The organism is Sinomonas sp. ASV322, from assembly GCF_030908245.1.
Taxonomy (GTDB): Bacteria; Actinomycetota; Actinomycetes; order Actinomycetales; family Micrococcaceae; genus Sinomonas.
The window spans coordinates 54,604-81,587 of record NZ_JAVFJJ010000009.1; the positions used below are offsets into that span (position 1 = coordinate 54,604).

Sequence of the window (26,984 nt, forward strand, 5' to 3'; positions counted from 1 at the left end):
CGCCTCCACGGGACGGACTGTCCGCGCTGCCGCTTTGCAGCGCTGCCCCGAGCCTAGCGCGGCCGCGCGACGAGTGCCCTAGCACTTGCTACAGCGGTTTTTCGATTTTGCTGTTCATCTGAACAGACCAGATTGGCGACGGCGGTCCTGAGCTGCGATTGCGGGGCGCATTCGAGCAGAAGCGATCCCCCGAACAGCGCCGCGTCGGCGGCGTCGGCGTCGTGCGGCACGAGCGCCGAGATGGGCCGGCGCGGCCCGAACCGCGCCCACGCGTCGCGCAAGGCGCGTTCCGGAAAGCGCCCGAGCGCACCCTTGCGGACCTTGTTGAACACGACCTCGGGATTCGCGTGCGGCACGGCCTGCTCGAGCTCGGCCAGCGCACGCACAAGACGCGGCATTCCGACGGCATCCGCCGCTCCGACCGCGATGACTCGATCGGCGAGTTCAAGGGAACGCAGCGTCGCCGCGTTGCGACGAGGCGCCATGGTGTCAAACGAGAGCTCCTCGTCGGCCTCGAGGCAGAACCCAGCATCGACGACGACCACATCGGCGATCTCCCGGGCCCGCTCGAGCACGGCGCCGAGCGCAGGCGCGCGAAGCTCAGGCCATCGGTCGGCACGGGTGATGCCCGTGAGGACGAGGAGAATCCCGGCTTCCGTCACGACTGGCGTCGCGAGCCGTCGAAGGGCGGGAGCGTCAAGCGCTCCTTGATCTGCGAGACGACATGCCTGAGCGAGGCCGGCTGCTTCGTCGAGGAGCCCGAGCTGCGCCGCCACGCTGGCGCCGTACGTATCGGCGTCGACGACGAGCACATTCTTCCCCGTGCGCACGAGCTCCGCGGCAGCGTTGACGGCGAGGGTCGTGCGGCCTGGCGACCCGATGGGCCCCCAGAAGGCCACGATGTCCCCCACGGGCGAGGGCTCGCCGTCGCCCCCTTCCGGGGTCTCGTCCGGCGTAGGCGGCGCGTCGCCAACCGCACGTGCGCCGGCCAGCGAGAACGACGACGTCGCCGCCTGAGCGTCCGCGAGGCGGGCCGCGTGGGCGACGAGCTCGGCGAGCTCATCGGAGGGCACCCCCTCGGAAGCCGAGCTGACGCCGAGGCCTCCCAAGCGACGCCGCTCGCCGTCGTCGTCCGAGAGGCCCACAATGCCCACGCCGACCACCGCGAGCCGATCAACGAGGGTGATCGTGATGTCGGAGGTGTCTCCCGCAACGATCGCAACACGCGCGAGCCCGCTCTGACAGGCTGCGATGAGCTCTGCGAGCTCGGCGCAGCGTCGCACCACGGTGACCGGCCCGTGAAGCCGCTCGAGCCCACCGACGAGCTCGGCCTGCTCCCGGCCGACAGTGACGACGGGAATGCTCATTGGGCCCGCCCCGCTGCGGGATTCCACACGACCGACACCTTGGCCTTGTTGGCCTGGGCTCCGAGCAGCTGAGGAAGCCGCGCGTCGTCGACGAGCACTTGGACGACCGTCTCGCGAGTGCCCCCGAAGGCCGATTGCGCCGTAGCAACATGCGCAATCTCGGCGGCGGCGACGACGAGCTTCGGATCCGAGAAGCCGTTCCGCCCGTCGGGTGCCGCAACCCAGACGTCAACGCGTGCCCCGGCGACGGCCTCGGCCGGAAGCGCGTCGGCCACGTTGATCGTGACCGGCTTGCGGCCGAGGGCACCGGGCGGGCCGAGGCTCGACGCCGGCACCAGATCGCCCTTCGCGATGCGCTGGATGGCGACCTTGCCGTCGGCCAATCCGCCGGGAACGATATATCGGCTCTCGACCCCACCAAGCCGGACATCGACGGCCACCAGCCGGTCCGCCGTGATCGGCTGGCCAACGGCGATGTCTTCCTTCGCGGCGAAGACCGCCGTGCTCGTATCCGCTGCGCGGACCAGCGCCACGACGCCGGCGATCGACGCGAAGACCAGAAGTATGCCAACCAAAAGCCGCGGATCCTTCCACGACGGCTTCTTGAGGCGCATGGCGCCGGGCATGTCGACAGAACTCATCAGGTGCACTCCCCCCTGTGTCACCGCCGACTCGACGCCGGCCTTGAGCGTCATTGTGTCTCACATATGCCCAAGAGCCAACTCCGAGCACCAAACGGCATCCGTATGTGGATAACTGGGTCATTCGGTGTCAACTGATGGCACAATAGTGTCATGCCTCGCTTCCTCACGCTTGCCGACGTCTGCGAACAGCTCCAGATCAGCTCGGCTCAGGCCTACGCCCTCGTGCGCAGCGGCGAGCTCAAGGCGATCCAGGTCGGCGGCCGGGGGCAATGGCGCGTCGAGGACGTCAAGCTCGAGGAATACATCCAGGAGAGCTACGCCAAGACGGAGAAGATGCTCGCCGAACACCGTTCGAGGCCCACTGTCGGCTGAACGCGGGCTCGGTTCACCTCATCTGAGCGAGGCGACGGCAATGAGTGCTTCGAGCGGCACGAGGGTCGTGGACCGAGGCCGCTCGTCGCCGGTCGATGTGAGCTCGAGATAGTCGCGTCCGACTCCGTCGATCGTTCCGGTGGCGAGTCGCGGCTCGCCGCCCTGTGCGTCGAGATGGCACGCGACCGGTGAACGATCCCGTGCCAACGCCCGTAGAGCGGACGCGATGCTCAGGGTGCGACGAACTCCGATCGGCTCGTGGCGAGAACGCCGCACGACACCGCCGACCCGCATCACGCCGGCAAGGGGAATCAGCATCGCGCGAGGTCCGGACTCGACCGAACACCATGTCTCGGCGACGGTGACGATCCGACCGCTGACCCTCGTGTTTCCGCGCAGCTCGAACTCGAGCAAGGCACCAACCTGTCCACGAAGGCGGTCAGCAAGGGTCACGGCCGACTGCTCAGCTCGCGCCAATTCGCCCACGTGAGCCTCAAGCTGGGCGCGCTCAGCTTCCGCCATCTGGGTCTCGAAATCGTCGAAGAGCGCCTCCCACCGCATGGGCACATGCTAGAGCGGCGAGTCCCTCTGTCGCGAATCGCCAGCAAAAGTGACCTCGACTGGACAATCACTGCCTAAGATGCTCAAACTAGCTGCACAACATCAAACTGCATCAAATGACATGATCGAGTACCGAAGGCCCTATCGGGCCCGACGTCTGGGGGAGATTCATGAACAGCAGATCGCAACAAGCTGTGGTCGACGCCATCACGGCAACCACCCTTCTGGGAGTCGGTGCCGTCCTCGTCGCGGCGGGCCGACTTCTCGTCGACGCGGCGTCGCCAGGAACCTGGGGCGACCCCGCATCGCTCTTCGCTGGAGCGGCCGACGGCAATGCCCACCTCGACGTGGCCTTGGGCCTCATGGCCTGCGCCGCGGGTCTCGCGGTCGTCTCGTGGTGGCTGGTGGCGATGACGTTCGCCGTGGCTGCGGCCCTGTTCACCGCCGCTGGTCACCATCGCCAGGCCGGGTGGGCCAGTGCGGTCTCCCCCGCGTTCATGCGACGCCTCGCGCTGACAGTTCTCGGCATGACCCTCATGACAGGGACCGCGGCGCACGCCGCACCGGATTCCCCGGACCCGGCTTGGTCTCCGACGGCCGTCAGCGCATCAACGGTCGGTTCTGAACAGGCCGGCCCGCTTGAGCCAATGCAGGAGACCGCCAGCTCCGTGGGTCCCGCTCAGACCGCGGCGTCGCAGGCGCCCCAGCCCGACGCAGCCCAAGCCGGGCCGACCTCGCCGACCTCGACTCCGTCCCCACTGGCACCCGACGCGCCGTCCAGCGATGCGCCGTCGTCCCCGACCACGCACCCGACCGAACCCGCATGGACACCGACGGCGTCTCCGCCCTCGGGCGGTCCGCTGCTTCGGACCGAGACGAGGCCCGTGGCCACCATCAACACGGCAGCGGTCGAGGTCCGACCGGGAGACTCGCTGTGGACCATCGTCGCCCGACAGCTCGGGCCGGGGGCGAGCGAGCTCGATGTCGCCGACGCGTGGCCGCGCTGGTTCGACGCCAATCGAGAGGTCATCGGCGGCAACCCCGACGTCATTCGGCCCGGGCAGCTCCTCTGCCCACCGAACCGATGAGCGCCGCGCCGACGAGCGCTCATCGCGAGCACCGTGCGACTGACCGCGAGAACCGACCGAAGGATTCCACATGAACGTCCCACGCTTGGTCTCGAGCCAAACGAATCGACGCCGGCTTGCGTCCATCGACCAGCCCGGCGACGAGACAGTCGTCCGCCTCCGCACGCACCGCCGAGGCACCATGGCACAGAAGCCGGAACGAGAGCCCAGCACCGATGGGAGCTCCGCCCTCGCGGTCCCATTTGCCGTCGCCGCCCCGCGTCACCTCCACGCCGTCGGATCGGCTGACGAACGGAAATGGGTCGCCCAGCTCGCTGCCCGCATCACCGGGGCCGCCATCGAAGTCCTCGCGGGACTGCGGCCCGTTCATCAGCTCGCGCACGTCGCCCATCGGGACGTTCTGGCCGCCCTCCAGCTGCGGGCATCGCTCAGCCGCAAAGACGCCCCGGGGGCTGCGCCCCAGCTTGCCCTCATCCATCGGGGTGCGACGGTCCTCTCGTCACGGGCAAGCGTGGTGCGGCCCGGGGTGTACGAGGCGAGCGCTGTCGTCTCCGACCGGCTGCGCTGCCGCGCCGTCGCCATGCGGCTCGAACAGATCCGCGACACCGGCTGGCGGGTAACGGCCCTGGAAATCGGCTGACCGGCCGACGCCCCCGGAGGAGCCGACCGGCCGGTCACCGCAGGGTCAGCGCCGGCGGCCCTTCGCGCGACGCGGCGCCTGCTGGCTGGATCCGCGGCTCGCGGGAGCGGTGCGGTCCCCACGGTTCGAGGAGCCGTTCTGCGAAGGCTTCGCCGGTCGGCTCTGCTCGACGTGGGTCTCCGTCGTCCCGTCCTCGGCGGGGGCAGAGTACTCAAGCCGCGCGGGGCGCTCGGGCGCCTCGATCCCGGATGCGGAGGCCTGCTGCCCCTCGTCCGTTGCCTCGACCTGCTGAACCTCGAGGTTGTAGAGGAATCCCACGGACTCCTCGCGGATGCCCTCCATCATGGTCTGGAACATCGAGTAGCCCTCGCGCTGATACTCGACGAGCGGATCACGCTGGGCCATCGCCCGGAGGCCGATGCCCTCCTTGAGGTAATCCATCTCGTAGAGGTGCTCTTGCCACTTGCGTCCGATGACCGAGAGGACGACGCGACGCTCGAGATCGCGCATCGTGTCGGAGCCGATCGTCTCCTCGCGCCGTTCGTAGACGAGCTTCGCGTCGGAGAGGACCTCCTCCTTGAGCATCTCGACCGTGACGCGCGACTTGGCGCCGGCCTCTTCGATGATGTCCTGGGGCGTGATGGTCGCGGGATACACGGTGCGGAGGTTGTTCCACAGACCGTGGAAGTCCCAGTCGTCGCCATTGCCCTCGGCTGTGGCGGACTCGATCATCGCGACGAGTGTGTCCTCGATGAAGAACTGGACCTTCTCGTGGAGATCGTCGCCCTCGAGGATGCGGCGGCGGTCGCCGTAGATTGCCTCGCGCTGGCGGTTGAGGACGTCGTCGTACTTGAGGACGTTCTTGCGCTGCTCGGCGTTGCGGCCCTCGACCTGCCCCTGAGCCGACTGAATGGCGCGCGAGACAAGCTTCGATTCGAGCGGGGTGTCGTCGGGAAGGCTGCTCGCCATGAGCCGCTCGGCGCCACCGGTGCCGAAGAGCCGCATGAGATCATCCGAGAGCGAAAGGTAGAAGCGGGACTCCCCCGGGTCACCCTGGCGACCGGAGCGACCACGGAGCTGGTTGTCGATGCGGCGCGACTCGTGCCGCTCGGTGCCCAGCACGTAGAGGCCGCCGAGGTCGAGAACCTCAAGGTGCTCGTCCTTGACGGCCCGCTGGGCCTCCTTGAGTGCCTCGGGCCACGCGGCCTCGTACGACTCGGAGTCGGCCTCGGGGTCCAAACCGCGCGACGCCAGCTCGGCCACGGCCATGAACTCGGCGTTGCCGCCGAGCATGATGTCGGTACCGCGGCCTGCCATGTTGGTCGCAACCGTCACGGCGGCCTTGCGGCCCGCCTGCGCGACGATCGCTGCCTCGCGCGCGTGGTTCTTCGCGTTGAGCACCTCATGGCGGATGCCCGCCTTCGCGAGGGCCTGCGAGAGGTATTCGCTCTTCTCGACGCTCGTCGTGCCGACGAGGACCGGCTGCCCCTTCGCATGGCGACGCGAGATGTCCTTCACGACAGCGTCGAACTTGGAAACCTCGTTCTTGTACACGAGGTCGGGCTGATCCATGCGGGCCATGGGCTTGTTCGTGGGGATCGGCACGACGCCGAGCTTGTACGTGCTCATGAACTCAGCGGCCTCGGTCTCAGCCGTGCCGGTCATGCCGGAGAGCTTCTCGTAGAGGCGGAAGTAGTTCTGCAGTGTGATCGTGGCGAGCGTCTGGTTCTCGGCCTTGATCTCGACGCCTTCCTTGGCCTCGATTGCCTGGTGCATCCCCTCGTTGTAGCGCCGGCCCGGCAGGATGCGCCCCGTGTGCTCGTCGACGATGAGCACTTCACCGTCGAGGACGACGTAGTCCTTGTCCCGCTTGAAGAGCTCCTTGGCCTTGATGGCGTTGTTGAGGAACCCGATGAGGGGCGTGTTCGCGGACTCGTACAGATTGTGGATGCCGAGGTAGTCCTCGACCTTCTCGATGCCAGGCTCAAGGACGCCGACCGTGCGCTTCTTCTCGTCGACCTCGTAGTCGCCATCGCCGAGGCGCAGCGAGATCTTCGCGAACTCCGAGTACCAGCGGTTCGCGTCGCCTTGCGCGGGGCCCGAGATGATGAGCGGCGTACGGGCCTCGTCGATGAGGATCGAGTCGACCTCGTCGACGATCGCGAAGTGATGGCCTCGCTGGACAAGTTCGTTCTGGTCCCACGCCATGTTGTCGCGCAGGTAGTCGAAGCCGAACTCGTTGTTCGTGCCATAGGTGATGTCGGCGTCGTACTGCTTCTTGCGCTGCGCCGGGTCCATCGTTGCAAGAATGCAGCCGCTCGAGACGCCGAGGAAGCGGTAGACGCGTCCCATGAGCTCGGACTGGTACTCGGCGAGGTAGTCGTTGACCGTGACGACATGGACGCCCTTGCCCGTGAGCGCGTTGAGGTAGGCCGGGGCCGTCGCGACGAGCGTCTTGCCCTCCCCGGTCTTCATCTCGGCGATGTTGCCGAGGTGCAGGGCCGCGCCACCCATGAGCTGAACATCGAAGTGCCGCATGCCGAGCGTGCGGCGCGAGGCCTCGCGGACGGCGGCAAAGGCTTCGGGCAGCAGATCGTCGAGCTGCTCGCCGTCTTCGTAACGGGCCTTGAGCCGGTCGGTCTCCTCGCGCACCTCGGCGTCGCTGAATCCCTCGAATTCTTCCTCGAGCGCGTTGATCGCGTCGGCGTAGACGCGCAGCTGCTTCAGGACCCGGCGGTCGCCGGACCGGAGGAGTGTCTCGAGAAGGTTTGCCACGTGGCTTTCGCTCCCTCGTCAATGGCCTGTGCGGCCTACATGGGTTCCTGCCGCGGCCTGCGTGCGCAGCGGGCGTGTTTCAGTCTACGGGAGACACGCGCGGCGGCGAATCAGGGTTCCCGGGTCTGCCGCTCGCCGAGGGAGCGGGCGACGGCGGCGGAGAGGCTTCCGTTGTCGGCGATCCGGACGTCGTCGAGGCCAAGCCAGTCGGCCAGCAGGCGCAGCTCGGCGGCGAGTTCGACGGCGGTCTCGGGAGGTGCGACTGCCTCTCCATGCACGGCGTGGACGAGGAGCGCACGGCCGGGCCTGTCTGCTTTGACGTCCACGCGCGCCGCCATCGTCTCGCCGAGGAGGAACGGCAGGACGTAGTAGCCGAAGCGGCGCCGGTGCGACGGGGTGTAGATCTCGATGCGGTAGTGGAAATCGAAAAGCTCCTCGAGCCGGCGCCGCTCGAAGACGAGCGAATCGAACGGGCTCAGGAGCGCGCGCCCCTTCGCTGACCGCGGAATGGCTGCCGCCGGATCCTTGTAGAGGCGGTTGCCCCAGCCGGCCACCGCGACCGGCTCGGCGTCGCCGGTGCGGACGAGGTCGCCGAGCGCCCGTTCCGTCGCCTTGACGGGAAGCCGGAAATAGTCGGCGATAGATCGCGGCGTTCCGATGCCGTGGGCGGCGAGCGCAGCTCGCGTGAGGACGAGCGCGGCCTCTTCACGGTCCAGCACTCGGCCGAACGCGTTGGCGGCGGATGCCCCGTTCGCCCGCGGAAGCACGGCGGACGTGAGCGCGTAGCGCCTCTCGAACGACGGCGTGCGCCCCGCCGAGCTCACGACGCCCTGCTCGAAGAGATCGCCCAGCACGCGCTTGACCGCGTTCCAGTTCCAGCCCCAGTTGTCGGTACGGCGCTCCTCGACGTGGCCGAGCCGTTCGGTGAGCTGCGCGGACGTGAGCGGCCTGCTTCGGGCGAGCGCCTCCAGGATCCGAGAGGCGAGATCGTCGCGGACTGCGGGGTCGAGGCTCGCCGCGCCGACCCACGAGCGCTTCTGCCAGAGCCGGAGCGCCTCGAAATGCTCCGGCTTGATGAAACTCGCCTCGTGGGCCCAGTATTCGACCATGCGTCGCGGGCTGCGGTCCCCGAGCCGGTCGAGCGCCTCGCGGTCGTAGGGCCCGAGGCGGGAGAAGAACGGCAGATAGTGGCTCCGGACCAGGACGTTGACCGAATCGATCTGGACGAGCTGGAGCCGATCGAACGTGCGGCCCACGGCCCTCGCTGTCGCGGGAGCCGTGGGCCGCCGGCCGATGAGTCCTTGTGCGGAGAGGGCGATGCGTCGCGCCTGCGAGAGGCTCAAGGCACCGCCCATGTGATCTCCCTTCCTGCCGTCAGAAGACGACTGCCCCCTCGTCGTCGGAGCGGTACGCGAGGATACGATCCTCGACGGCGCTCGCGCCCGGCTCGCAGGCCTGGTCGAGGCTGATGACGCCGTAGGTCCATCCGCGACGACGGTACACGACGGACGGCGTATTGGTCTCGGCGTCGATGAACAGGTAGAAGTCGTGTCCGATGAGCTCCATGTTGTCCACGGCGTCATCGAGCGAAAGGGTTGCCGCGGGGAAGACCTTGCGGCGGATCAGAACGGGCGAATCTCCGGCGGGGATGTCGTTGTCGATGTCGTACGGGGACGGAGCCGGCACGGACGAGTTGGCCGGCAGATCCATCGCGTGCTCGGCATAGATCGGTGTCCCGCCGCTGACGACCGGGAGCGAGGCCGTCGCGGTGTTCACGGCCACGGGAGTGTGCTTGCCGTGATGCACCTTTCTGCGGTCCTTGGCCCGCCTGAGCCGTTCAAGCAGTTTCCCGTACGCGAGATCGAAGGCAGCGAACTTGTCCGGCGCGGTCGCTTCTGCGCGAATCACCGGTCCGCGGCCCGTAACGGTCAGCTCGACGGTGAGCTGGTCGCCCCCCGACCTTGAGCTGGTCTGCTTGGAGCACTTGGCATCCACCCGCTGCACCTTGTCCGCGAGCTGCTCGATCTTCTCGAGCTTCTCAGTGGCGTACTCGCGGAATCGGTCCGACACAGTCAGGTTGCGCCCGCTGATCTTGAACTCCATGGTGCCCTCCAGAGTTTGCTTCGGTCAGCCCGACGACGGCTCTGAGGGCCACTGGTTGACAGTCGAGCCCCTTTCCGAGCCGCTATCGAGAGGTTCCCCTCAACCTGGAACCCATTACTGACGTTAGTTGATCGTCACCGATTGCACACCCCCTCTTGGCTTGTAATTCACTTCGTGTCCGCCAAACGCGTATCCGGGCGTGTCGTATCGGTCGGACGCGGCACGTGTGCGATGACAGCCGCGCCGAGGACGACGGCGCCCGCGGCTTCGAGCACCCGCGCGGCCTCCCGGATGGTGGCGCCGGTCGTGAGAACGTCGTCGACGATGATCACCCGGTGGCCGGCGGGCGGTGGTTGCCGGCCGAAGGGCAGGCCGCTTGACCGCGTCCTTGCAACGAAGGCGCCCGCAACGCGGCCGCGACGTTGCCCGCGCCTGAGGCCCTTCTGCCCTCCTTGCGCCCCGGAGAGCGCCCCGGGGAGGCCCCGCGCCGTTCGCGGGAGCCCGCGGGGACGCCTCGCGAGGGCGCGCACGCACACCGCTCCCGTCGGAAGCCGCCGGCTTCGTTGGAGATTGGACATCAGAAGGCCAACGGGGTCGAATCCGCGACGCACGTAGGCGCGCGTGCTCGTGGGGACGGGAACGAGCCAGACTGGGCTGCCCGCGCGTCGCTCGCCGACCGCCGCGCGGAGCGAGCGCGCGAGGGCGGAGGCGAGTTCGGCTTCGAGACGCGGCGTCCCATGGCGCTTGAACGCCAGGAGGCACTGCGCAAGCTCGGCACCGTACGGCCCCGCGGCGACCGCCGCGGTGAGGACCCCGCCGTCATACTCGACGAGCGCTGGCGCGTGCTCCTCGACGCGGCGAGGCCGGGCCGTCGCGGACCTCAGGCTGCGCGCGCACGCGGCACACAGCGCGACGTCTGGCGCGCCGCATCCTGCACATTCGACCGGAACCATGAGCGAGAGCAATCCGGCGCCCGCGGCGAGCACGGCGCCCGTGATGCGGCGCCACGGCGCCGCCGCCATCGCAGCGTGCCGCGCCAGCGATTCCCCCATGCCCCCAGCGTTGCAGAGCGACGGGCGCGGTCTGGGTGAGCGGCCGAACCATGTGGACGACCCGCCGGCACGAAGTCTGTGGACGCCGAGTGCCCCGCGAGAGGGTGAAGCGGTTCCGCTCAGCCCGCAAACGCGAGCTGCGACGCTCCCTTGCCCTGCTCCGTCCACGATGTGCGCATGAGGAGGAAGATCCCGTCGCGCGTCACGGCATAGATCGACTGGTCCCCGTTGCCAGCGGAGATCGACTGGATTCCGTTCAGCGGTGACAGCTGACGCGGATCGCCGCCCTGAAGGCTCACGAGCTCAGGCGCAACCGGATCCGCGGTCGAGGTGCCGGAAACGACGATCGTCACCTCGTCGACCCACAGCGCGAGTTCGGGGTTCTTGACCGTCACCGGCAGCGTGAGGGGACCGGTGAGGGCCTTCGGAGTGCCGTCCTGGGCCCTGACGACGCCGGCAACCTGGAGCTGCGACTGGCCATTCGCCTCGGACAGCACGAGGACCCGTACGCCATCGCGCGCGACGCGCAGCGATTTGACGACGCGTCCCGAAAGCCATGGTGCGGAGACGGTCGCGCGCGGAATGTCGGAGCCGGCCGGCGTCCCCACTGGCCGGAAGGCCACGACCTCGGTCGCACCGTTCGCGCCCGGCCCGGCGGTCCATACCCATTCGCTCGGGCTGACGGAGGGCGGGCTCAGATGCTGGCGCGAGTCGAGCAGCCGCGCGGATTGGCCCGGAAGCACGGAGTAGAGCGCCTTGCCGTCCGCGCCCAGGAACGCGTACAGGTGCTGGGAGGCGGCCGTCGCAGGATACTCCGGCCCGAAGGATCCGGCGGAGCCGAGCCCGTCGATCTTTGCGGTCTGCTTTGAGCCGTATTGGACGATCTGGCCGTCGGCAATGCCGACCTGCCACGAGGGAACCTTCGGATCCACGATCGGCTCCGGGGCCTTTCCGCTCGCGGGGTCCTCGATCGCCACCTCGGTCTGATTCGTGCGCAGCGCGACCCCGCCGACCGTCGGGAGTGCTGACAGGGTGCGCATGAGCTGGCTGTGCATGCGCTGCCGGTCGGTGAAGGATGTGTCACGGAGCTCCGCCGTGAGGTCGACCTGCGCGAGGTTCCCGACGATCGGCACCGATTCGCGCTCGAGCTTGATCCCCACGGGGAAGGCCGTCCCGACCGCGGTCTTGAGATACGGGGCCGGACCCCCGATGAGGGCGCTCACGAGGGATTTCGCGACCCCCGAATTGTCGATGAACCACCGCACGTCCGGAACGAGCACAGAGAAGTCCGTGTCGAAGAAGTAGACGGAGAACGGGCGGTAGAGGTTCTTGAAAGTCTCTTCGGGGATGACCGTTCCGTCCGGAAGCTTCGAGAGCCTCCATTGGCCGTCGACCTGGGCTGCCTCGACCTCGACGGACTGCTTCGTGCCGGGAGGGAACTGGGTCATGTTCCCGTCCTGGTCGACGGAGTAGGAGACGTCGAGCTCGTACCGGTAGGTGTTGGGGCGGTCGGACGGCACGACGCTCGCGCTCCCCCGGTACACGAGCGTCCGCTGGCTTGGCTTCCACGAGACCGCCGTCGCCGGCGCGAGGAACTGCCGCGCGACCGTGAAGTCGTTCTGATAGCCCGACCCGGCGTTGAAGAAGCCCTCGATGATCGCCTGCGGGCCCGCGCCGGGCAGCGGCCCCGGGGGAATGTACTGCGGGGCGTTGCCGATGACGGATCCGCCGTCCTTGCTCGTGCCCACCGCGCTCGCCGTCGGGATCTGGGCGCAGCCCGCCGTCGCGACGAGCCCGACGACCGCGACCAGCGCGGCAAGCACCGCAAGCACAGAGCGTGCGACGGCGGCGGGCCGGCCGCGTCTCGCGACTCGCCTCCGCGGGGTCCACGCGCCCGGCTTCACGCGCCGTCGTCCTCCGCGCTGCGAGCCGGTGCCGAGGCGAGCAGCGCAGACGTGCCCACGACGATGCCGCGCGTGACCCCGCTCGGAAGCGGAAGGGCGGCGCGCGCGGGTTCGAGAGCGACGGGCGATTCAGTGATCGTCCCGCCGGCGTGGAGCGGGAGGGTGAGCCGGAAGCACGATCCGTCGCGCGGGCGGCCCCACGCCTGGAGCCAGCCGCTGTGGAGCTTGACATCCTCGGTCGCGATCGAGAGCCCGAGACCCGAACCGCCCGTCTTGCGGGCTCTCGCCGGATCGGCGCGCCAGAAGCGGTCGAAGACGCGGGCCGCCTCGGACGGCGACATGCCGATGCCGTGATCGCGCACCGCGACGCCCACGGCATCGGCGTTCGCCGCGACGAAGACGTCGACGGGCTTCCCCTCGCCGTGTTCAAGCGCGTTGAGCAGGAGGTTCCGCAGGACGCGCTCGATGCGCCGCGCGTCCATGTCGACCACGATGGCCGCCGAGCGCGTGTAGAGGTGAACTTCGGAGCCGCACGCAGCGGCGATCGGCTCCGCGATGTCGACGACATTGCGGACGACGGCGACGATGTCCTGGGGCTCGACGTCGAGCCGTGCGACTCCGGCGTCGAAGCGGGAGATCTCGAGAAGGTCGTTGAGGAGGGCCTGGAAGCGCTCGACCTGGTTGTACAGGAGCTCAGCCGAGCGCTTGTTCACCGGGTCGAACTGTTCGCGCGCGTCGAAGAGGACCTCGGCGGCCATGCGGACGGTCGTGAGCGGCGTCCTGAGCTCGTGGGAGACGTCGGAGACGAAACGCTGCTGCATCTGCGAGAGCGCCGCGAGCTGGGTGATCTGCTCCTGGAGGCTCGTGGCCATGTGGTTGAACGACTTCGCGAGCCTCGCGACCTCGTCTTCGCCGTCGACCGCCATGCGCTCCTCGAGCTGCCCCGAAGCGAGCTTCTCGGACACGGAGGCCGCGTGGCTCACGGGACTCACGACGCTCCGGGTCACAATCCACACGATCGCCCCGATGAGCAGGATGAGGAAGACGCCGCCGAACCACAGGACGCCCTGCATCTCGTCGAGCGTGTCCTGAGCCGATTTGATGTCGTACAGGAGGTAGAGCTCGTACACCGTTCCGCCGAAGCTGACCCTGTTGCCCACGGCGATCGCGGGGTGCACCGTGTTGTCGACCGTGAGCGGAATCGACTCCCAGAACTGCTGGGGCTGCTGCGAGCCCTCGACGGCCTGGCGGAGCGACTGCGGGATGTCGTTCTCGGTCCGCAGGTACGACGCGCGGCTGTCGACCCACCGGTTGCGCGGCTGCTCCTGATTCGGCACGGCGAGGAACACGTATTGGCGCGGGGTTCCCGAATCCCGGGCCTCGAGGGTCGCGAGCGTGTCGTTGACGAGCTTGAGCACGCCCTGCTGATCGGTGACCTGCGCGCCGTCGAACGTCTCCTGGACCTGGCTCACGCTCTGGCGCGTCTGAAGCTCCGCCTGCGTGAGGCGCTCCTGGAAGAGGCTGTTCGCGATCTGGTTGGAGAGGTAGACGCCGACCCCGAGGATCGACACGCACGAGAGCACGAGCGTGATGAGCACCGTGCGGAACTGGAGCGAGCGCCGCCAGCGGCGCACGAACGCCCGGCGGACCCGCCCCGGGACACGGAGGAGGCCAGCCAGCGTCCGCACCCCGAACCGGCGAAGCCTCGCGAGGGCGATCCAAAGGCGCCGGGCCACGATGTGCCGCGGCCTCCACGCGAACATGCGACGCACCCGGCGAACGAGCCGCGCGGCCAGAATCCGGCGGCGGCGGGCCCGGAAGTATGCACCCGCGTCCTGGCGCGCCGTGCGCACGCCCTCCTCATGGTCCATCGATGCCTCGGTCTAGCTCCCGGCCTTGTATCCGACGCCGCGGACGGTCAGGACGATCTCGGGGGCCTCGGGATCGCGCTCGATCTTCGAGCGGAGACGCTGGACGTGCACGTTGACGAGGCGCGTATCCGCAGCGTGCCGGTAGCCCCACACCTGCTCGAGAAGGAGCTCTCGCGTGAACACCTGCCACGGCTTCCGCGCGAGCGCGACGAGGAGGTCGAATTCGAGCGGCGTGAGGGCGATGGGGGCCTCACCGCGCCTCACGGTGTGACCCGCGACGTCGATCGAGACATCGCCGATCCGCAGCGTCTCGGGCGTCTTGGCCTCGCCCGGACGGAGCCGAGCGCGCACGCGTGCCACGAGCTCGGCGGGCTTGAAGGGCTTGGGCACGTAGTCGTCGGCGCCCGATTCGAGGCCGCGCACGACATCGGACGTATCCGACTTGGCGGTGAGCATGACGATCGGGACGTCCGACTCGGAGCGGATCCTGCGGCACACCTCGATCCCGTCGAGTCCGGGCAGCATGAGGTCGAGGAGCACGAGGTCCGGCTTCTGCGAGCGGTACACGTCGAGGGCGTCGGCCCCGTCCGCGCAGAAAACGGGATCGAAGCCGTCATTGCGCAGGACGATGCCGATCATCTCGGCGAGCGCCTCGTCGTCGTCCACTACCAGAATGCGTGCCTTCATGCCTTCCACTCTCCCCCACGTCCGCCTGCCGGGTGCTGACGGCACGCCAGTCAATGCGTTGTTCCATTCTATTCGCCGCCTGTTGGGGGGCACCGATTGCCCGTCCGCCGAGCGCCGGACGGGACGGACGATTCAGCCGCCGCCCAGCCGCATAGCCTAAAATTCGTTCGTGCCACCCATCTCCACCGTCCTGGCCGCCGTCGTCGTCGATCCCGCCGCGCTCGCGCTCGCGCTCGGTGCCGCGATCGCCTACGGCTTCGGGCTGCGGGCGGCGCGGCGGAACGGCGAAACCTGGCCCGTGTGGCGGACGCTGTGCTTCTACGTCCTCGGCGTCCTTCCCTATCTCGTCCTCACCTGCGGCTTCACGGGCGCGTACGGCAGCCAGCTGCGCTGGGCCTTCACGCTCAAGCTCGCCCTGCTGTTCTTCGTCGTGCCCCTTCTTGCGGGGCTCGGTCGGCCGCTCGGCCTCGCGCGGGCCGCGCTCGGGGAAGGCGGACGACGTCGGCTCGACGGAATCATGGGCAGTCGCCCGATGCGGGTGCTCGGCAACGCGTTCGTGGCCCCCGTGATCGGCCTCGTCCTCTTCGCGACGTTCCTCACGCCGCTCCTGCACGTGTACCGCGCGAACCCCGTCGCGAGCGGGGCCCTGAGCATCCTCGTTCCGCTCATCGGCCTCCTTCTCGCCCTGCCGATCGTCGAGGCGGACGACTTCCACCGCTCGTCGAGCTTCATCCTGCTCGAGTTCGTCTACGTGTTCATCGAGCTGCTCGCCGACGCGATCCCCGGCATCGCGCTCCGGCTCAACGGGACCGTCCTGGACGGAGTGACCTCGTGGGCCGCCGGCTCGCCCTCGTGGTTCCCGTCGGCGCTGCGTGATCAGCAGCTCGCGGGGGACATCCTGTGGTTCATCGCGGAAATCGTCGACCTTCCGCTCATCATCCTCATGTTCGTGCGCTTCAGCCGGAACGACCGCCACGAGGCGCGGAGCTACGACGAGTTGAGCGACGAGGAGATGGAGGCGCTCGCGGAGGCCCACCTGCGGCAGCGCGGGGACTAGTTTCAGCCGAACGCGAGCTGATTGACGGCGTCGGCAAGCTTGACGAGACGGGTGAGCGCCGCCGTCGCCCGTTCCGGAGAGAGGCCGGCGAGGCTCCCGGCCGGGGTGATCCGGACGGCGCCGAGCGACGTGGCCGGGAGGCCGAGCTGGCGCCACGGCCGCAGGAGGCGTTCAGCGAGGTCGCCCGTCCGATCCACCGCCGAGGCCTCGAGCGGCAGGAGGCCGAGCCACACGCGGGCGCCGTCTTCGACGGCCCCTGCGATCGTCTCCCACTGCGGAACGCTCAGACCGCCGAGCGGGAGGGACACGCCGTCGGCCCCCGCCTCGAGAATCCCCTCAATGGGTGCCTCCCACGCGTCCACGTCGACGATCACGTGCTCGGCGCCGCCGCCACGCAGCGCGTCCAGGAGCTCTGACCACCCGACCTGTGCCTCTGCCGCGGGGAGCGAACGGATCGTGCGGTAGCCGCTTGCGGTCGGGATGAGGCCCGCGAGGACGCGTGCGGCGTCCGGCTCCGCGAGCTGGACGGTGAGGCTCGCGCCGGGAGCCGCGGCCCGGAGCCGCTCGAGGAAGCCGCCCACGCCTGCCGCGTACGACTGCACGATGTCCCGGCGGGCGCCGGCGTCCACGAGGGCCCGCTCGCCGTGGTGGAGGTAGAGGCCAGCCACGAGGCTCAGGGGCCCCAGCAGGCGGACCTGGAGGTCCTCGGGGTGCCGTTCTTCGGATCCGTAGACGTCGGCCAGCACATTGAGGTCCGTCGAAAGCGCCGAGGCGGCGCGGAGCGCGTCACGCCCCGGCCGCTCGACGACCCGCCAACCGTGGGGCTGGACATCGGCGTGCAGGTCGACAAGGAGGGCCGCGGCGCGGCCTACCGGGTCAGAGCCGACCCCTCGCCCCGGAAGCTCCGGGAGGAAGGGCAGATGGGGTGAGCCGAGCTCGCCCCGGACCGCCTTCTCAGCCTCGACGGGATCGGTGCCCGGCCACTCGGCGAGGGCCGTAGCGGTAACCTGATCCGCCACGTTCTACCCCTGGTTTGCGGTGGGAGCCTCGCGAGGCGCCTCAATCGATCCGTCGCCTTGGCGGGCCTGGTGGTCCTCGGAGATGGCCTGATGGTGGCGGATGACCTCGCTGATGATGAAGTTCAGGAACTTCTCCGCGAAGGCCGGATCAAGGTTCGCCTCCTCGGCGAGGCGGCGCAGCCGGGCGATCTGGGCCGCTTCGCGCGCCGGGTCGGCAGGCGGAAGCTGGTGCTTGGCCTTGAGCCAGCCGACACGCTGGGTGACCTTGAAGCGCTCGGCGAGCAGGTAGACGAGCGTCGCATCGAAGTTGTCGATGCTCGAACGGATCGAGAGAAGCTCCTCCATGACAGCCGGATCCACAGCGCCCTTGAGCGAGCTCGCGGTCGGATCGTACTCGTTCTCTTCCTCGAGGGCGGCGGGATCGGCGTCGGGGCGGTGCTGCTCGGTCATGGTGCAAGTCTATGGGCCACCCCGGGCGTTGACTTGCCCGCCCGGGCGCGATAGGCGTTGAGGTTGAAAGGCACATCGGGTCCTCGCAGGGAGCACACATGGAGATTGGAATCCTCGGAAGCGGAACCGTTGGACGGACCCTCGGAGCCAAGTTCCTCGAACTCGGGCATCGGGTCACGATCGGCTCCCGGGACGCGGCGAAGCCCGAGGCCATCGAATGGGCAGACGCGCACGGAGCCGACGCGACCGACTTCGCCGAGGCGGCCGAGGCGGGAGAGCTCCTCGTCAACGCGACCGCGGGCGCCGCGTCGCTCGACGTGCTCCTCTCCGTCGGCGCCGAAGCGCTCGGCGGCAAGGTGCTGATCGACGTCGCCAACCGCCTCGATTTCTCGGCGGGCTTCCCGCCGTTCGTCACAGTTTCCAACCACAGGAGCCTCGGCGAGGAGCTCCAGCACGCGTTCCCGTCGCTCCGCGTCGTCAAGGCCCTCAACACCGTGAACGCCGCGGTCATGATTGCCCCCGAGCGGATTGGCGGCGGCGTGCACGACGTGTTCGTGGCCGGTGACGACGCCGAGGCGAAGCGCGACGTCGTCGAACTCCTCGCGGCCTTCGGCTGGCGCCGGGACCGAATCCGAGACCTGGGCGGGATCAAGGCCGCGCGAGGGCTCGAGACGTATCTCCCGCTGTGGCTCGAGCTCATGGGCCTGCTCGGAACGGCGGAGTTCAACATCCGTATCGTCGGGACCGACGGGTCCTGACGCCTCAGAGTGTCCCTTCGTGTACGCGTTCGTCCCGTCCAGTACGCGTACTGCCCGGCCGCCGGCGTCGGAACCCCGGAATTTCCGCGGGATTTCCGACCGCCGGAACCCGGTTCCTTCCAGTACGCGTACTGGAAGGAACCGGGCCGCCCGGCTGCCGCAGCCCGACGGGGTTCAGCCGCCGAGGAGCGCCCGGTGGGCCTTGCGCCGCTCGGCCTGCTCGACGGGGTCCGGCACGGGCAGCGAGGCGATGAGCCGCTTCGTGTACTCGTCCTGCGGTGCGTTCATGACCCTGCTCCCGATGCCCTGCTCGACGAGCCGCCCCTTGTAGAGCACGCCCACCCAGTGGCTGAGCTGGTCCACGACGGCGAGGTCGTGGCTGATGAACAGGGCGGCGAAGCCGAGTTCGGCCTGGATCTCGCGGAACAGCTCGAGGACCTTGGCCTGGACCGAGACGTCGAGCGCGGAGGTCGGCTCGTCCGCGATGAGCAGGCGGGGCTCGAGGGCAAGCGCCCGCGCGAGCGACGCGCGCTGGCGCTGGCCGCCCGAGAGCTCGTGCGGGTAGCGCGACGCGTACGACGCCGGCAGCTGCACCGATTCGAGCAGCTCGCCGACGCGGCGGCGCAGCTGGGCCGGCTCGAGGTCGAGGTGCACCACGAGAGGCTCGGCCACACACTCGCCAATGGTCAGCTGCGGGTTGAATGACGCCGCCGGGTCCTGGAACACGAAGCCGATGTCCTTGCGGAGCGGCCGGAACGCCCGCTCGCTGAACCCGACCATCTCGTGTCCGAGGACGCTGAGGCTCCCGCCCGTGGCCCGGTTGAGCCCCGCGATCGCGCGGCCGATCGTCGTCTTGCCCGAACCGGATTCGCCCACGAGGCCGAACACCTCCCCCGCCGAGACGGTGAACGAGACGCCGTCGACCGCGCGGAAGGCCGGGGACCCCAGTCGGCCCGGGTACACGATCTCGAGCTCCTTCGCTTCGACGAGCACCTCGCCGCCCTGATGGAGCCGCTCGGTCGCGCCCTCCGACGCCGAATCGCGCCCCAGGTGGGGGACGGCGGCGAGCAGCCTGCGCGTGTAGTCGTCCCGCGGCTCGGCGAAGAGCGTCCGGACGGGCGCCTCCTCGACGACCTCGCCCTGGTACATGACGACGACGCGGTCCGCGAGGTCCGCGACGACGCCCATGTTGTGGGTGATGAGCACGATCGAGGTCCCGTAGAGATCCCGGAGGTCCCGCAGGAGCTCGAGGATCTCGGCCTGGACGGTGACGTCCAGGGCGGTCGTGGGCTCGTCGGCGACGATGAGCTCGGGGTCGAGCGCGAGGGCCGCAGCGATCACGACGCGCTGCTTCTGCCCGCCGGAGAACTGGTGCGGGTAGTAGTCCACACGCTTCTCGGGATCCGGGATGCCGACCTTGCGCAGCGCCTCGACGGCCCGCTCGCGTGCCTCCTTGCGGCCGACGCGCCTACCGCCCTTGCCCCCTCCCCCCCGCGCCCTATGCGCCCGGAGGCCCTCCATGATCTGCCAGCCCACCGTGAAGACGGGGTTGAGCGCCGTCGAGGGCTCTTGGAACACCATCGCAACGTCCCGTCCGCGCAGCTCGCGGAGCTTCGCGGGCGTGAGGGCGACGACGTTCTGGCCCTTGATCACGACGGCGCCCGAGCTCGTGGCCGTCTCGGGGAGGAGCCCGAGGATCGTCTTGGCAGTCACCGTCTTGCCCGAGCCGGATTCGCCGACGACGGCGACAACCTCGCCAGCGCGGACATCGAGGCTCACGCCGCGGACGGCGCGCACCTCCCCGGTGTCCGTCGCGAAGGAAACTTCGAGGTCGTCGATGTCGAGAACGGTCTCGGCCGGAGCCGAAGAACGCACATCAAGCTGCTCGCTCATGCCTTCCCTCCTTCCGATTCGGGCGAGGAGACCCCTTGCGGAGCCGCCGTTCGCGCGCCCTTGGCCCCCGCCGTCGTCGTCCGCTTCCGCCCGCGGGCCCGCAGCTTCGCATCGGAAAGGTCATTCATGCTCTCGCCCACGAGCGTGAGCCCGAGGACGGTGAGCACGATCGCGAGGCCCGGGAACACGCCGGTCCACCAGATTCCGGCCGTGACGTCGGAGATGGCCTTGTTGAGGTCGAAGCCCCACTCGGACGCGCTCGTGGGCTCGATGCCGAAGCCGAGGAAGCCGAGGCCCGCGAGCGTGAGGATCGCCTCCGAGGCGTTGAGCGTGAAGATGAGCGGGATGCTCCGGGTCGCGTTGCGGAAGATGTGCCGCGCCATGATGCGCCAGCTCGAGGCCCCGATGACCTTCGCGGATTCGACGAACGGCTCCGCCTTGAGACGGATCGCTTCGGCGCGGACGACGCGGAAGTACTGAGGGATGAACACGACCGTGATCGAGATCGCGGCCGCGAATATCCCGCCCCACAGGCTCGACTGCCCGTGGCTGATCACGATCGACATGACGATCGCGACGAGGAGCGACGGGAACGCATACACCGCGTCCGCGATGACGACGAGGATCCGGTCGAGCCAGCCACCGATGTAGCCGGACGCGAGGCCGAGGGCGACGCCCGCGAAGATCGACAGGGCGACGGCGACGACGATGACGAGGACCGCCGTCTGCGCGCCCCACACGACGCGGGAGAACACGTCGAAGCCGCCGACGGTCGTGCCCCAGAGGTGCTTGGCGCTCGGCGGATCCTGGGTCGGGAAGCCGCCGCTCGCATCGGCGATCTGGGAGTACCCGAAGGGCGCCATGAGCGGAGCGAAGACCGCGAGCACGAGGAAGATGCCCGTGAGGGACAGGCCGACGACGAGCATGACGCGCTGGACGCCGACGCTCATGCGGACGTGGGTCAGCACGGGGATGCGCGTCCACAGGGGTTCGCGCCGCTCGAGCTGGGGAACTGCTTGAGTCGCCATCAGTACCTCACCCTCGGGTCGATGAGCGCGGCCACGACGTCCACGATGAAGTTGGTCACCGCGACGATCACCGCGAGCAGGACGACGATGCCCTGGACCGCGACGAAGTCGCGCGCCGTGAGGTATTGGGCAAGCTGGAAGCCGAGTCCCTTCCACTCGAACGTCGTCTCGGTCAGGACGGCGCCGCCGAGCAGCAGCGCGATCTGGAGGCCCATGATCGTGATGATCGGGATGAGCGCGGGCTTGTACGCGTGCTTCGTCACGAGCCGGAACTCGCTCACGCCGCGCGAGCGCCCGGCCTCGACGTAGTCCTTGCCGAGCGTGCCGATGAGGTTGGTCCGCACGAGCCGCAGGAACACGCCCGCGGTGAGCAGGCCGAGGGCGAGGGCGGGAAGGACCGCGTGGCGCTCGACGTCCCAGAACGCCGTCAGATTGCCGCTTCGGAGCGCGTCGAGCCAATAGACTCCGGTGGGCGCGGCGAGGCTGCCGAGCGAGAGCTCGGTCGACGTCGAGGCCCGGCCGTCGACGGGAAGCCAGGCGAGCCACACGGAGAACACCAGCTTGAGCAGGAGCCCCGCGAAGAAGACGGGGGTCGCGTAGCTCAGGATCGCGAAGACCCGCAGGCCCGCGTCCGTGCCCTTGTCCCGGCGGTGCGCTGCGATCATGCCGAGCGGGATGCCGACGATGAACGCGACGATGAGGGCGTTGATCGCGAGCTCGAGCGTCGCGGTTCCGAAGGTCGTGAGCATCTCGGTCACCGCGCGGTTGTCCGAGATCGTGCGGCCGAAGTTGCCCGTGAAGACCTGGCCTAGGTACTCGAAATACTGCACGAGGAGCGGCCGGTCGTAGCCGGCCTCGTGGATCCTGATCTCGAGCTGGTCGGCGGGGAGACGGCCGCCGAGCGCGGCCGTGATCGGATCGCCCGTGATCCTCATGAGGAAGAACACGAGCGTCACGAGGATGAGGATGGTCGGGAAGATGAGCAGGAAGCGGATCACGAGGTAGGTCGCGAGCCCGCCGCCGCCCTTGCGCTTGGCGGTCGGGGTAGGAAGTCCGGCCGCCTCTGGGGGTGTCTCGGTCAGTGCAGTCATTGTGGATGTTTCCTTCGCGGGGTTTCCTCCGCAGTGCAGCGGCGGGACGCGATCGCATCCCGCCGCTGCACTATGGGCCTTTCCTTGTGGGTCGGTGCTACGGTGCGGTCAATCCGTTCCGGCTACTTGCTGATGACGCCGAGCCGGAACTTGAAGGCCGGATCGAGAGTGGTCTCGACGCCCTTCACGCCCGTCCCGACGACGGCGATCTGCGAGCCCTGGAGAAGCGGCAGGGTCGAGAGGTCCTTCGCGACCGCGTCCTGGACCTGGCCGATCTGCTTCTCACGGGCCGACTTGTCCGGGTTCGTCGCTTCCTTCGCGATGAGGTCCTGCACCGTCGGGTTGCTGTAGTGGTTCTTGAGGAAGTTGTTCGCGGTGAAGAACGGCGTGAGGTAGTTGTCCGGGTCCGAGAAGTCCGGGAACCAGCCGAGCTGGTACATCGGGTACACGTCCTTCGTGCGGTCCTTCGAGTACGTGACCCATTCCGTGGACTGGAGGTTCACCTTGAACAGGCCCGAGGACTCGAGCTGCTGCTTGACCATCGCGTACTCGTCGCCCGAGGACTTCCCGTAGTGATCCGGGTTGTACTGGAGGTTGATGGCGACCGGCGTCTGGACGCCTGCGTCGGAGAGGGCCTTCTTGGCCTTGTCGGCGCTCGGCTTGCCAGAGCCGTCTCCGTAGAGCGACTTGAGCGACGTCGTGGCGCCGGGGAAGCCGTCCGGGACGTAGGAGTAGAGCGGCGTGTACGTGCCCTTGTAGACCTGCGTCGCGATCGCGTCGCGGTCGACGAGGTCAGCCATCGCCTGGCGGACGGCGAGCGACTTCGCCGGATCTGCGTTGGCTGCCTTGGCGCCATAGGGCATCGTGTCGAAGTTGAACACGATGTAGCGCATCTCCCCGCCCGGCCCCTTGAGGACCTTGACCTTCGAGTCCTTCGCGAGGCTGTCCACGTCGGTCGCCGTCAGGGAGCGCCACGCGACGTCGATGTTGCCCTGCTGGACGTCGAGCTTGAGGTTGCTCGAATCGGCGTAGTACTTGACGTTGACGGTGTCAGTCGCCGGCTTGCCGAGGAGCCCCTGGTAGTCAGGGTTCGACTTGAACGAGACGAGCTGGTTCTTCTGGTACGTCGAGATCGTGTACGGTCCGGCGAAGGCCTTCTTGGAGATGATGTCGTCGTCGGCCAAGACCTTGTCGGCCGGGAAGACCTTGTGGTCCACGATCGGACCGACAGGACCCGTGAGGACCTGCGGGAAGGTCTGGTCGTTGCCCTGCTTGAGGTGGAACACGACGGTGGTCGGATCCGGGGCGTCGGTGCTCGCGAGGTTGTCGAGGAGGGACGCCGGGCCGTTCGGATCGTTGATCTTGAGCTGGCGGTCGAAGGAGAACTTGACGTCCGCCGAATCGAGGGTATCGCCGTTGGCCCATTTGAGCCCGCTCTTGAGCTTCACGGTGTACTCGGTCGGGGCCGTGAAGGACGCCGACGTCGCGATGTCCGGCTGGGGATCTGCGCTCCCGGGCTTCGAGTTCAGGAGGAACGGGTAGATCTGGTTCATGACCATGAACGACCCGTTGTCGTAGGAGCCCGCGGGGTCCAGGAACGTGACCTTGTCGGTCGTGCCGACGGTGATCGGACCGCCTCCCGCCGGGCTGCTCTGGCCGGCGCCGCCCCCGGACGGGCCGGTGCAGGCGGTGAGCGCCAGCGCGGAAAGGCCGAGGAGCGCGATGGCGCTCCGAACGGCCATGGTCGTCTTTGCCATGAGGGGTGACCTTCTGTCTCTGAAGAGTTCGAGGACATCTGATGCATGTGTGATGGATCACATGTCCCGTGCACTAAGCATTGAACCACGATTCGAGAGACATGAAAGCCTTGTTTGAGGGAATGGAACGAAACCTTGACATTTCCTCCCCAACGGGGGCACAGCGACGCGGAGAACGCACACTCAACTCCGCGCGGACTTGACGCCGCGCCTCGGGTTACTCCGCGAACGGGACGTTCTCCCAGCTCAGCACTGGGCTGCCCGCCGGGAAATCAGTTGCCCAACGACCAAGGGAAGGCTCCGGGGAGGGTCTGCGGTCAGAGGGCGGGACGCGCGAGCGACCGGGCGGCGTCGATCGTCGCCTGGCCGAGCACGCGGGTTCCCCGGTACAGCACGATGGTCTGCCCGGGGGCGACCCCACGGAGGGGAGCTTCGAGCGTCACGACGAGTTCGCCGTCGTCCGCCACGTGCCCATCGCTCGCCTGGCGACCGCCGACGACGACGCGCGCCCGCGCGGGAAGCGCATCCCCGTGCGCGCGAACCTGCGCGTGGCACTCGAACTGCTCGCCCGCGGCGGCCTCGGCGAGCGGCAGCCCGGCCCACGAAAGGCGGATGCCGCGGATCTCGTCGACCGCGAGGAGCTTCTCGGGACCGACAACAACCGTGTTGTCCTTGGGCCGCACCTCGAGGACGAAGCGCGGCTTGCCGTCCGGGGCGGGGCGCCCGAGCCGGAGGCCCCGGCGCTGCCCGACGGTGAACGCGTTCGCGCCCCCGTGCTGGCCGACCTTCTGCCCCGACTCGTCGACGATGTCCCCCGGCGTCATCTCGATCTTCTCGGCAAGCCAGCCGCGCGTGTCCCCGTCGGAGATGAAGCAGATGTCGTGGCTGTCCGGCTTTTTCGCGACCGAGAGCCCGCGGCGCTCGGCTTCGGCACGGACCTCGGCCTTCGACGGGGTGTCCGCGAGCGGAAACAGGCAGTGCTCGAGCTGCTCGGCGGTCAGCACGCCGAGGACGTACGACTGGTCCTTGGCCCAGTCGGCCGCGCGGTGCAGCTCTGCATTGCCGTCGGTGTCCCGGACGATCTTGGCGTAGTGCCCGGTGCACACCGCGTCGAAGCCGAGCGCAAGAGCCTTCTCGAGGAGGGCCGCGAACTTGATGCGCTCATTGCAGCGCATGCACGGGTTCGGCGTGCGCCCGGCCGCATATTCGGCGACAAAATCGTCGACGACGTCTGCCTTGAAGCGCTCGGAGAAGTCCCACACATAGAACGGGATGCCGAGCTTGTCGCATGCCCGCCACGCGTCGTTCGAGTCTTCGATCGTGCAGCAGCCGCGGCTTCCCGTGCGCAGCGTCCCCGGCATCCGGGACAGCGCGAGGTGGACGCCGACGACGTCGTGCCCGGCCTCGACGGCCCGGGCAGCGGCGACCGCGGAATCCACTCCTCCGCTCATGGCTGCCAGAACTCGCACCGGTCTATTCTAGCGGCGGAGCCAGCACAGCCGCGCGGCCCGGGGCCGGCCGCCGACAGGTCAAGCGACGATAGGGGCTGACGTGGACGAACAGGGCATGGTCATCGCGGGAGGCGGCCTCGCCGCGGGCAGCGCGGCGAAGACGCTGCGGGCCGAGGGCTGGGAGGGCCCCATCACGATCGTCGGGGCCGAGCACCGCGCGCCCTACCTGAGGCCTCCCCTGTCGAAGGAATTCCTGCTGGGCAAAGCGCCCGAAGAGGACCTCGAGGTCAACCCCGCGGGGTGGTACGCCGAGAACGACGTCGAACTCCGCCTCGGCGAGAACGTCGCCCAGATCGTGCCGGCCTCGCGCGTCGTGAGGCTTGAGAGCGGGCAGCTCCTCGCGTATCGGGCGCTGCTCCTCGCGACGGGCGCCCAGCCGCGGACCCTCGACCTGCCGGGGGCCCAGTACGAGGGCATCGTGACCCTGCGCCGCTTCGAAGATTCGCTCGCGCTCCGCTCGGAGCTCGAGGGCGGAGGGCGCCGCGTCGTGCTCATCGGCTCGGGGTGGATCGGGATGGAGGTCGCGGCTGCGGCTCGCACGTACGGCAACGAGGTCACGGTCGTGGGACGCGAGGCACAGCCCCTCGGGCAGCTCGAACCCGAGCTCGGCGACTACTTCCGGCGGCTCCACGAGTCCCATGGGGTGGAATTCCGCCTCGGCGAGCATCCGGTCGAGTTCAAGGCGTCCGACGACGACGGCGCCGTCTCGTGCGTCGTGACGAACACCGGCGAGCGCCTCGGCGCGGATCTCGTCGTCGTCGCGGTCGGGGTCACGCCCAACGTCGGGCTTGCCCGGGACGCCAAGCTCGTCGTCGGGAACGGCGTCGTCGTCGACGCGTCCCTTCGCACGTCCGCCGAGGGCATCTTCGCCGCGGGCGACGTCGCGAACTCGCTCCAGCCGTTCACGGGCGACCACGTGCGCAGCGAGCACTGGTCGAACGCGCTCAACGGCGGAAAGGTCGCCGCGAAGTCGATGCTCGGCGTCGGCGCGGCGCTCGACATCGCGCCATACTTCTACACCGACCAATTCGAGGTGAGCCTCGAGTACTCGGGCTACGGGCAGCGGGCGCGCGGGGCCCAGCTCGTCATGCGCGGATCGATCGACACGGTCGACGACGGGCTCGCGGGCTTCGTCGCGTTCTGGCTCCAGCACGGGCAGGTCGTCGCGGCGATGAACGTCAACGCGCCACGGTCGCAGAAGGCGCTCAAGGCGATCATCGCCTCGCGCGCCGTCGTCGATCCGGCTCGCCTTGCGGACCCGGCGGTACCGCTCGCGGAGCTCGTGCCGGCGGTCTAGGGTCTCCAAAGACACAATTCGGAGCTCCTGAGCGAAGAAAATCAGGCCATCAGCCTCTG

The 26,984-nt window shown here is 68.8% G+C and carries 23 protein-coding genes; 6 read left to right on the forward strand and 17 right to left on the reverse strand.

Annotation, left to right across the window (positions count from 1 at the left end; all coding sequences use genetic code 11):
- Nucleotides 1–53: 53 nt before the first annotated feature.
- Together RBS12_RS13145 and RBS12_RS13150 are read right to left on the reverse strand one after the other, a co-directional pair.
- Nucleotides 54–1,367, reverse strand: a complete 1,314-nt coding sequence (locus RBS12_RS13145; RefSeq protein WP_307966566.1) for a chromosome partitioning protein — start codon at nucleotides 1,365–1,367, stop codon at nucleotides 54–56.
- Nucleotides 1,364–2,008, reverse strand: coding sequence for an SAF domain-containing protein (locus RBS12_RS13150; RefSeq protein ID WP_307966567.1), 645 nt, complete (start codon nucleotides 2,006–2,008; stop codon nucleotides 1,364–1,366). The genes RBS12_RS13145 and RBS12_RS13150 overlap by 4 nt, the downstream gene beginning before the upstream one ends.
- A 153-nt stretch (nucleotides 2,009–2,161) precedes the next feature.
- Between RBS12_RS13150 and RBS12_RS13155 the strand changes: the two genes are divergently transcribed.
- On the forward strand, nucleotides 2,162–2,383 hold the full coding sequence (locus RBS12_RS13155; RefSeq protein WP_307966568.1) for a helix-turn-helix domain-containing protein: 222 nt from the start codon (nucleotides 2,162–2,164) through the stop codon (nucleotides 2,381–2,383).
- 18 nt (nucleotides 2,384–2,401) lie between these two features.
- Here the strand turns inward: RBS12_RS13155 and RBS12_RS13160 are convergent, their stop codons facing one another.
- A complete protein-coding gene (locus tag RBS12_RS13160; protein WP_307966569.1) occupies nucleotides 2,402–2,944 on the reverse strand; it encodes a hypothetical protein in 543 nt (180 codons plus the stop codon).
- A gap of 170 nt (nucleotides 2,945–3,114) precedes the next feature.
- Here RBS12_RS13160 and RBS12_RS13165 point away from each other — a divergent pair, with 170 nt between their 5' ends.
- Nucleotides 3,115–4,032 (forward strand): hypothetical protein, encoded by a 918-nt coding sequence (locus RBS12_RS13165; protein ID WP_307966570.1) that lies wholly within the window; start codon nucleotides 3,115–3,117, stop codon nucleotides 4,030–4,032.
- Between the two features lie 70 nt (nucleotides 4,033–4,102).
- Nucleotides 4,103–4,672: an Rv3235 family protein gene (locus RBS12_RS13170; RefSeq protein WP_307966571.1), complete on the forward strand. Its 570-nt coding sequence runs from the start codon at nucleotides 4,103–4,105 to the stop codon at nucleotides 4,670–4,672.
- 45 nt (nucleotides 4,673–4,717) lie between these two features.
- On the opposite strand, the gene secA is transcribed toward RBS12_RS13170, so the two are convergent.
- The 7 genes from secA to mtrA form a co-directional block, all read right to left on the reverse strand.
- On the reverse strand, nucleotides 4,718–7,447 hold the full coding sequence (gene secA, locus RBS12_RS13175; protein ID WP_307966572.1) for a preprotein translocase subunit SecA: 2,730 nt from the start codon (nucleotides 7,445–7,447) through the stop codon (nucleotides 4,718–4,720).
- Nucleotides 7,448–7,557: 110 nt separating this feature from the next.
- Nucleotides 7,558–8,802, reverse strand: a complete 1,245-nt coding sequence (locus RBS12_RS13180; RefSeq protein ID WP_307966573.1) for a DNA glycosylase AlkZ-like family protein — start codon at nucleotides 8,800–8,802, stop codon at nucleotides 7,558–7,560.
- A 19-nt stretch (nucleotides 8,803–8,821) separates the two neighbouring features.
- A complete protein-coding gene (gene hpf, locus RBS12_RS13185; protein WP_307966574.1) occupies nucleotides 8,822–9,550 on the reverse strand; it encodes a ribosome hibernation-promoting factor, HPF/YfiA family in 729 nt (242 codons plus the stop codon).
- Between the two features lie 167 nt (nucleotides 9,551–9,717).
- On the reverse strand, nucleotides 9,718–10,602 hold the full coding sequence (locus RBS12_RS13190) for a phosphoribosyltransferase family protein (protein WP_307966575.1): 885 nt from the start codon (nucleotides 10,600–10,602) through the stop codon (nucleotides 9,718–9,720).
- 119 nt (nucleotides 10,603–10,721) lie between these two features.
- The gene (locus tag RBS12_RS13195; protein ID WP_307966576.1) at nucleotides 10,722–12,506 is read right to left on the reverse strand and encodes an LpqB family beta-propeller domain-containing protein; all 1,785 of its coding nucleotides are present in this window, start codon (nucleotides 12,504–12,506) and stop codon (nucleotides 10,722–10,724) included.
- Entirely contained in the window at nucleotides 12,503–14,269 is a 1,767-nt protein-coding gene (gene mtrB / locus RBS12_RS13200; RefSeq protein WP_307966672.1) for an MtrAB system histidine kinase MtrB, read from the reverse strand. The genes RBS12_RS13195 and mtrB overlap by 4 nt, the downstream gene beginning before the upstream one ends.
- A 120-nt stretch (nucleotides 14,270–14,389) precedes the next feature.
- The gene (mtrA, locus tag RBS12_RS13205; RefSeq protein WP_307966577.1) at nucleotides 14,390–15,064 is read right to left on the reverse strand and encodes an MtrAB system response regulator MtrA; all 675 of its coding nucleotides are present in this window, start codon (nucleotides 15,062–15,064) and stop codon (nucleotides 14,390–14,392) included.
- Nucleotides 15,065–15,233: 169 nt separating this feature from the next.
- Here mtrA and RBS12_RS13210 point away from each other — a divergent pair, with 169 nt between their 5' ends.
- Nucleotides 15,234–16,121: a cytochrome c oxidase assembly protein gene (locus RBS12_RS13210; protein WP_307966578.1), complete on the forward strand. Its 888-nt coding sequence runs from the start codon at nucleotides 15,234–15,236 to the stop codon at nucleotides 16,119–16,121.
- Nucleotides 16,122–16,123: 2 nt separating this feature from the next.
- Here RBS12_RS13210 and RBS12_RS13215 read toward each other — a convergent pair whose 3' ends face one another.
- Together RBS12_RS13215 and RBS12_RS13220 are read right to left on the reverse strand one after the other, a co-directional pair.
- Complete coding sequence (locus RBS12_RS13215; RefSeq protein ID WP_307966579.1) at nucleotides 16,124–17,140, reverse strand: hypothetical protein; 1,017 nt, start codon at nucleotides 17,138–17,140, stop codon at nucleotides 16,124–16,126.
- 3 nt (nucleotides 17,141–17,143) lie between these two features.
- Complete coding sequence (locus RBS12_RS13220; protein WP_307966580.1) at nucleotides 17,144–17,590, reverse strand: chorismate mutase; 447 nt, start codon at nucleotides 17,588–17,590, stop codon at nucleotides 17,144–17,146.
- A gap of 98 nt (nucleotides 17,591–17,688) precedes the next feature.
- Between RBS12_RS13220 and RBS12_RS13225 the strand changes: the two genes are divergently transcribed.
- Nucleotides 17,689–18,348 (forward strand): NAD(P)-binding domain-containing protein, encoded by a 660-nt coding sequence (locus tag RBS12_RS13225; protein WP_307966581.1) that lies wholly within the window; start codon nucleotides 17,689–17,691, stop codon nucleotides 18,346–18,348.
- Nucleotides 18,349–18,522: 174 nt separating this feature from the next.
- Here RBS12_RS13225 and RBS12_RS13230 read toward each other — a convergent pair whose 3' ends face one another.
- From RBS12_RS13230 to mnmA, 5 genes are all read right to left on the reverse strand, one after another.
- A complete protein-coding gene (locus RBS12_RS13230) occupies nucleotides 18,523–20,241 on the reverse strand; it encodes an ABC transporter ATP-binding protein (RefSeq protein ID WP_307966582.1) in 1,719 nt (572 codons plus the stop codon).
- Nucleotides 20,238–21,269 (reverse strand): ABC transporter permease, encoded by a 1,032-nt coding sequence (locus RBS12_RS13235; RefSeq protein WP_307966583.1) that lies wholly within the window; start codon nucleotides 21,267–21,269, stop codon nucleotides 20,238–20,240. The genes RBS12_RS13230 and RBS12_RS13235 overlap by 4 nt, the downstream gene beginning before the upstream one ends.
- Complete coding sequence (locus RBS12_RS13240; RefSeq protein ID WP_307966584.1) at nucleotides 21,269–22,360, reverse strand: ABC transporter permease; 1,092 nt, start codon at nucleotides 22,358–22,360, stop codon at nucleotides 21,269–21,271. The genes RBS12_RS13235 and RBS12_RS13240 overlap by 1 nt, the downstream gene beginning before the upstream one ends.
- A gap of 122 nt (nucleotides 22,361–22,482) precedes the next feature.
- Nucleotides 22,483–24,117 (reverse strand): ABC transporter substrate-binding protein, encoded by a 1,635-nt coding sequence (locus tag RBS12_RS13245; RefSeq protein WP_307966585.1) that lies wholly within the window; start codon nucleotides 24,115–24,117, stop codon nucleotides 22,483–22,485.
- 317 nt (nucleotides 24,118–24,434) lie between these two features.
- Nucleotides 24,435–25,586 (reverse strand): tRNA 2-thiouridine(34) synthase MnmA, encoded by a 1,152-nt coding sequence (gene mnmA / locus RBS12_RS13250; protein WP_307966586.1) that lies wholly within the window; start codon nucleotides 25,584–25,586, stop codon nucleotides 24,435–24,437.
- An 82-nt stretch (nucleotides 25,587–25,668) separates the two neighbouring features.
- On the opposite strand from mnmA, the gene RBS12_RS13255 reads away from it, so the two are divergent.
- Nucleotides 25,669–26,925 (forward strand): FAD-dependent oxidoreductase, encoded by a 1,257-nt coding sequence (locus RBS12_RS13255; protein ID WP_307966587.1) that lies wholly within the window; start codon nucleotides 25,669–25,671, stop codon nucleotides 26,923–26,925.
- The last annotated feature ends 59 nt before the right edge of the window (nucleotides 26,926–26,984 follow it).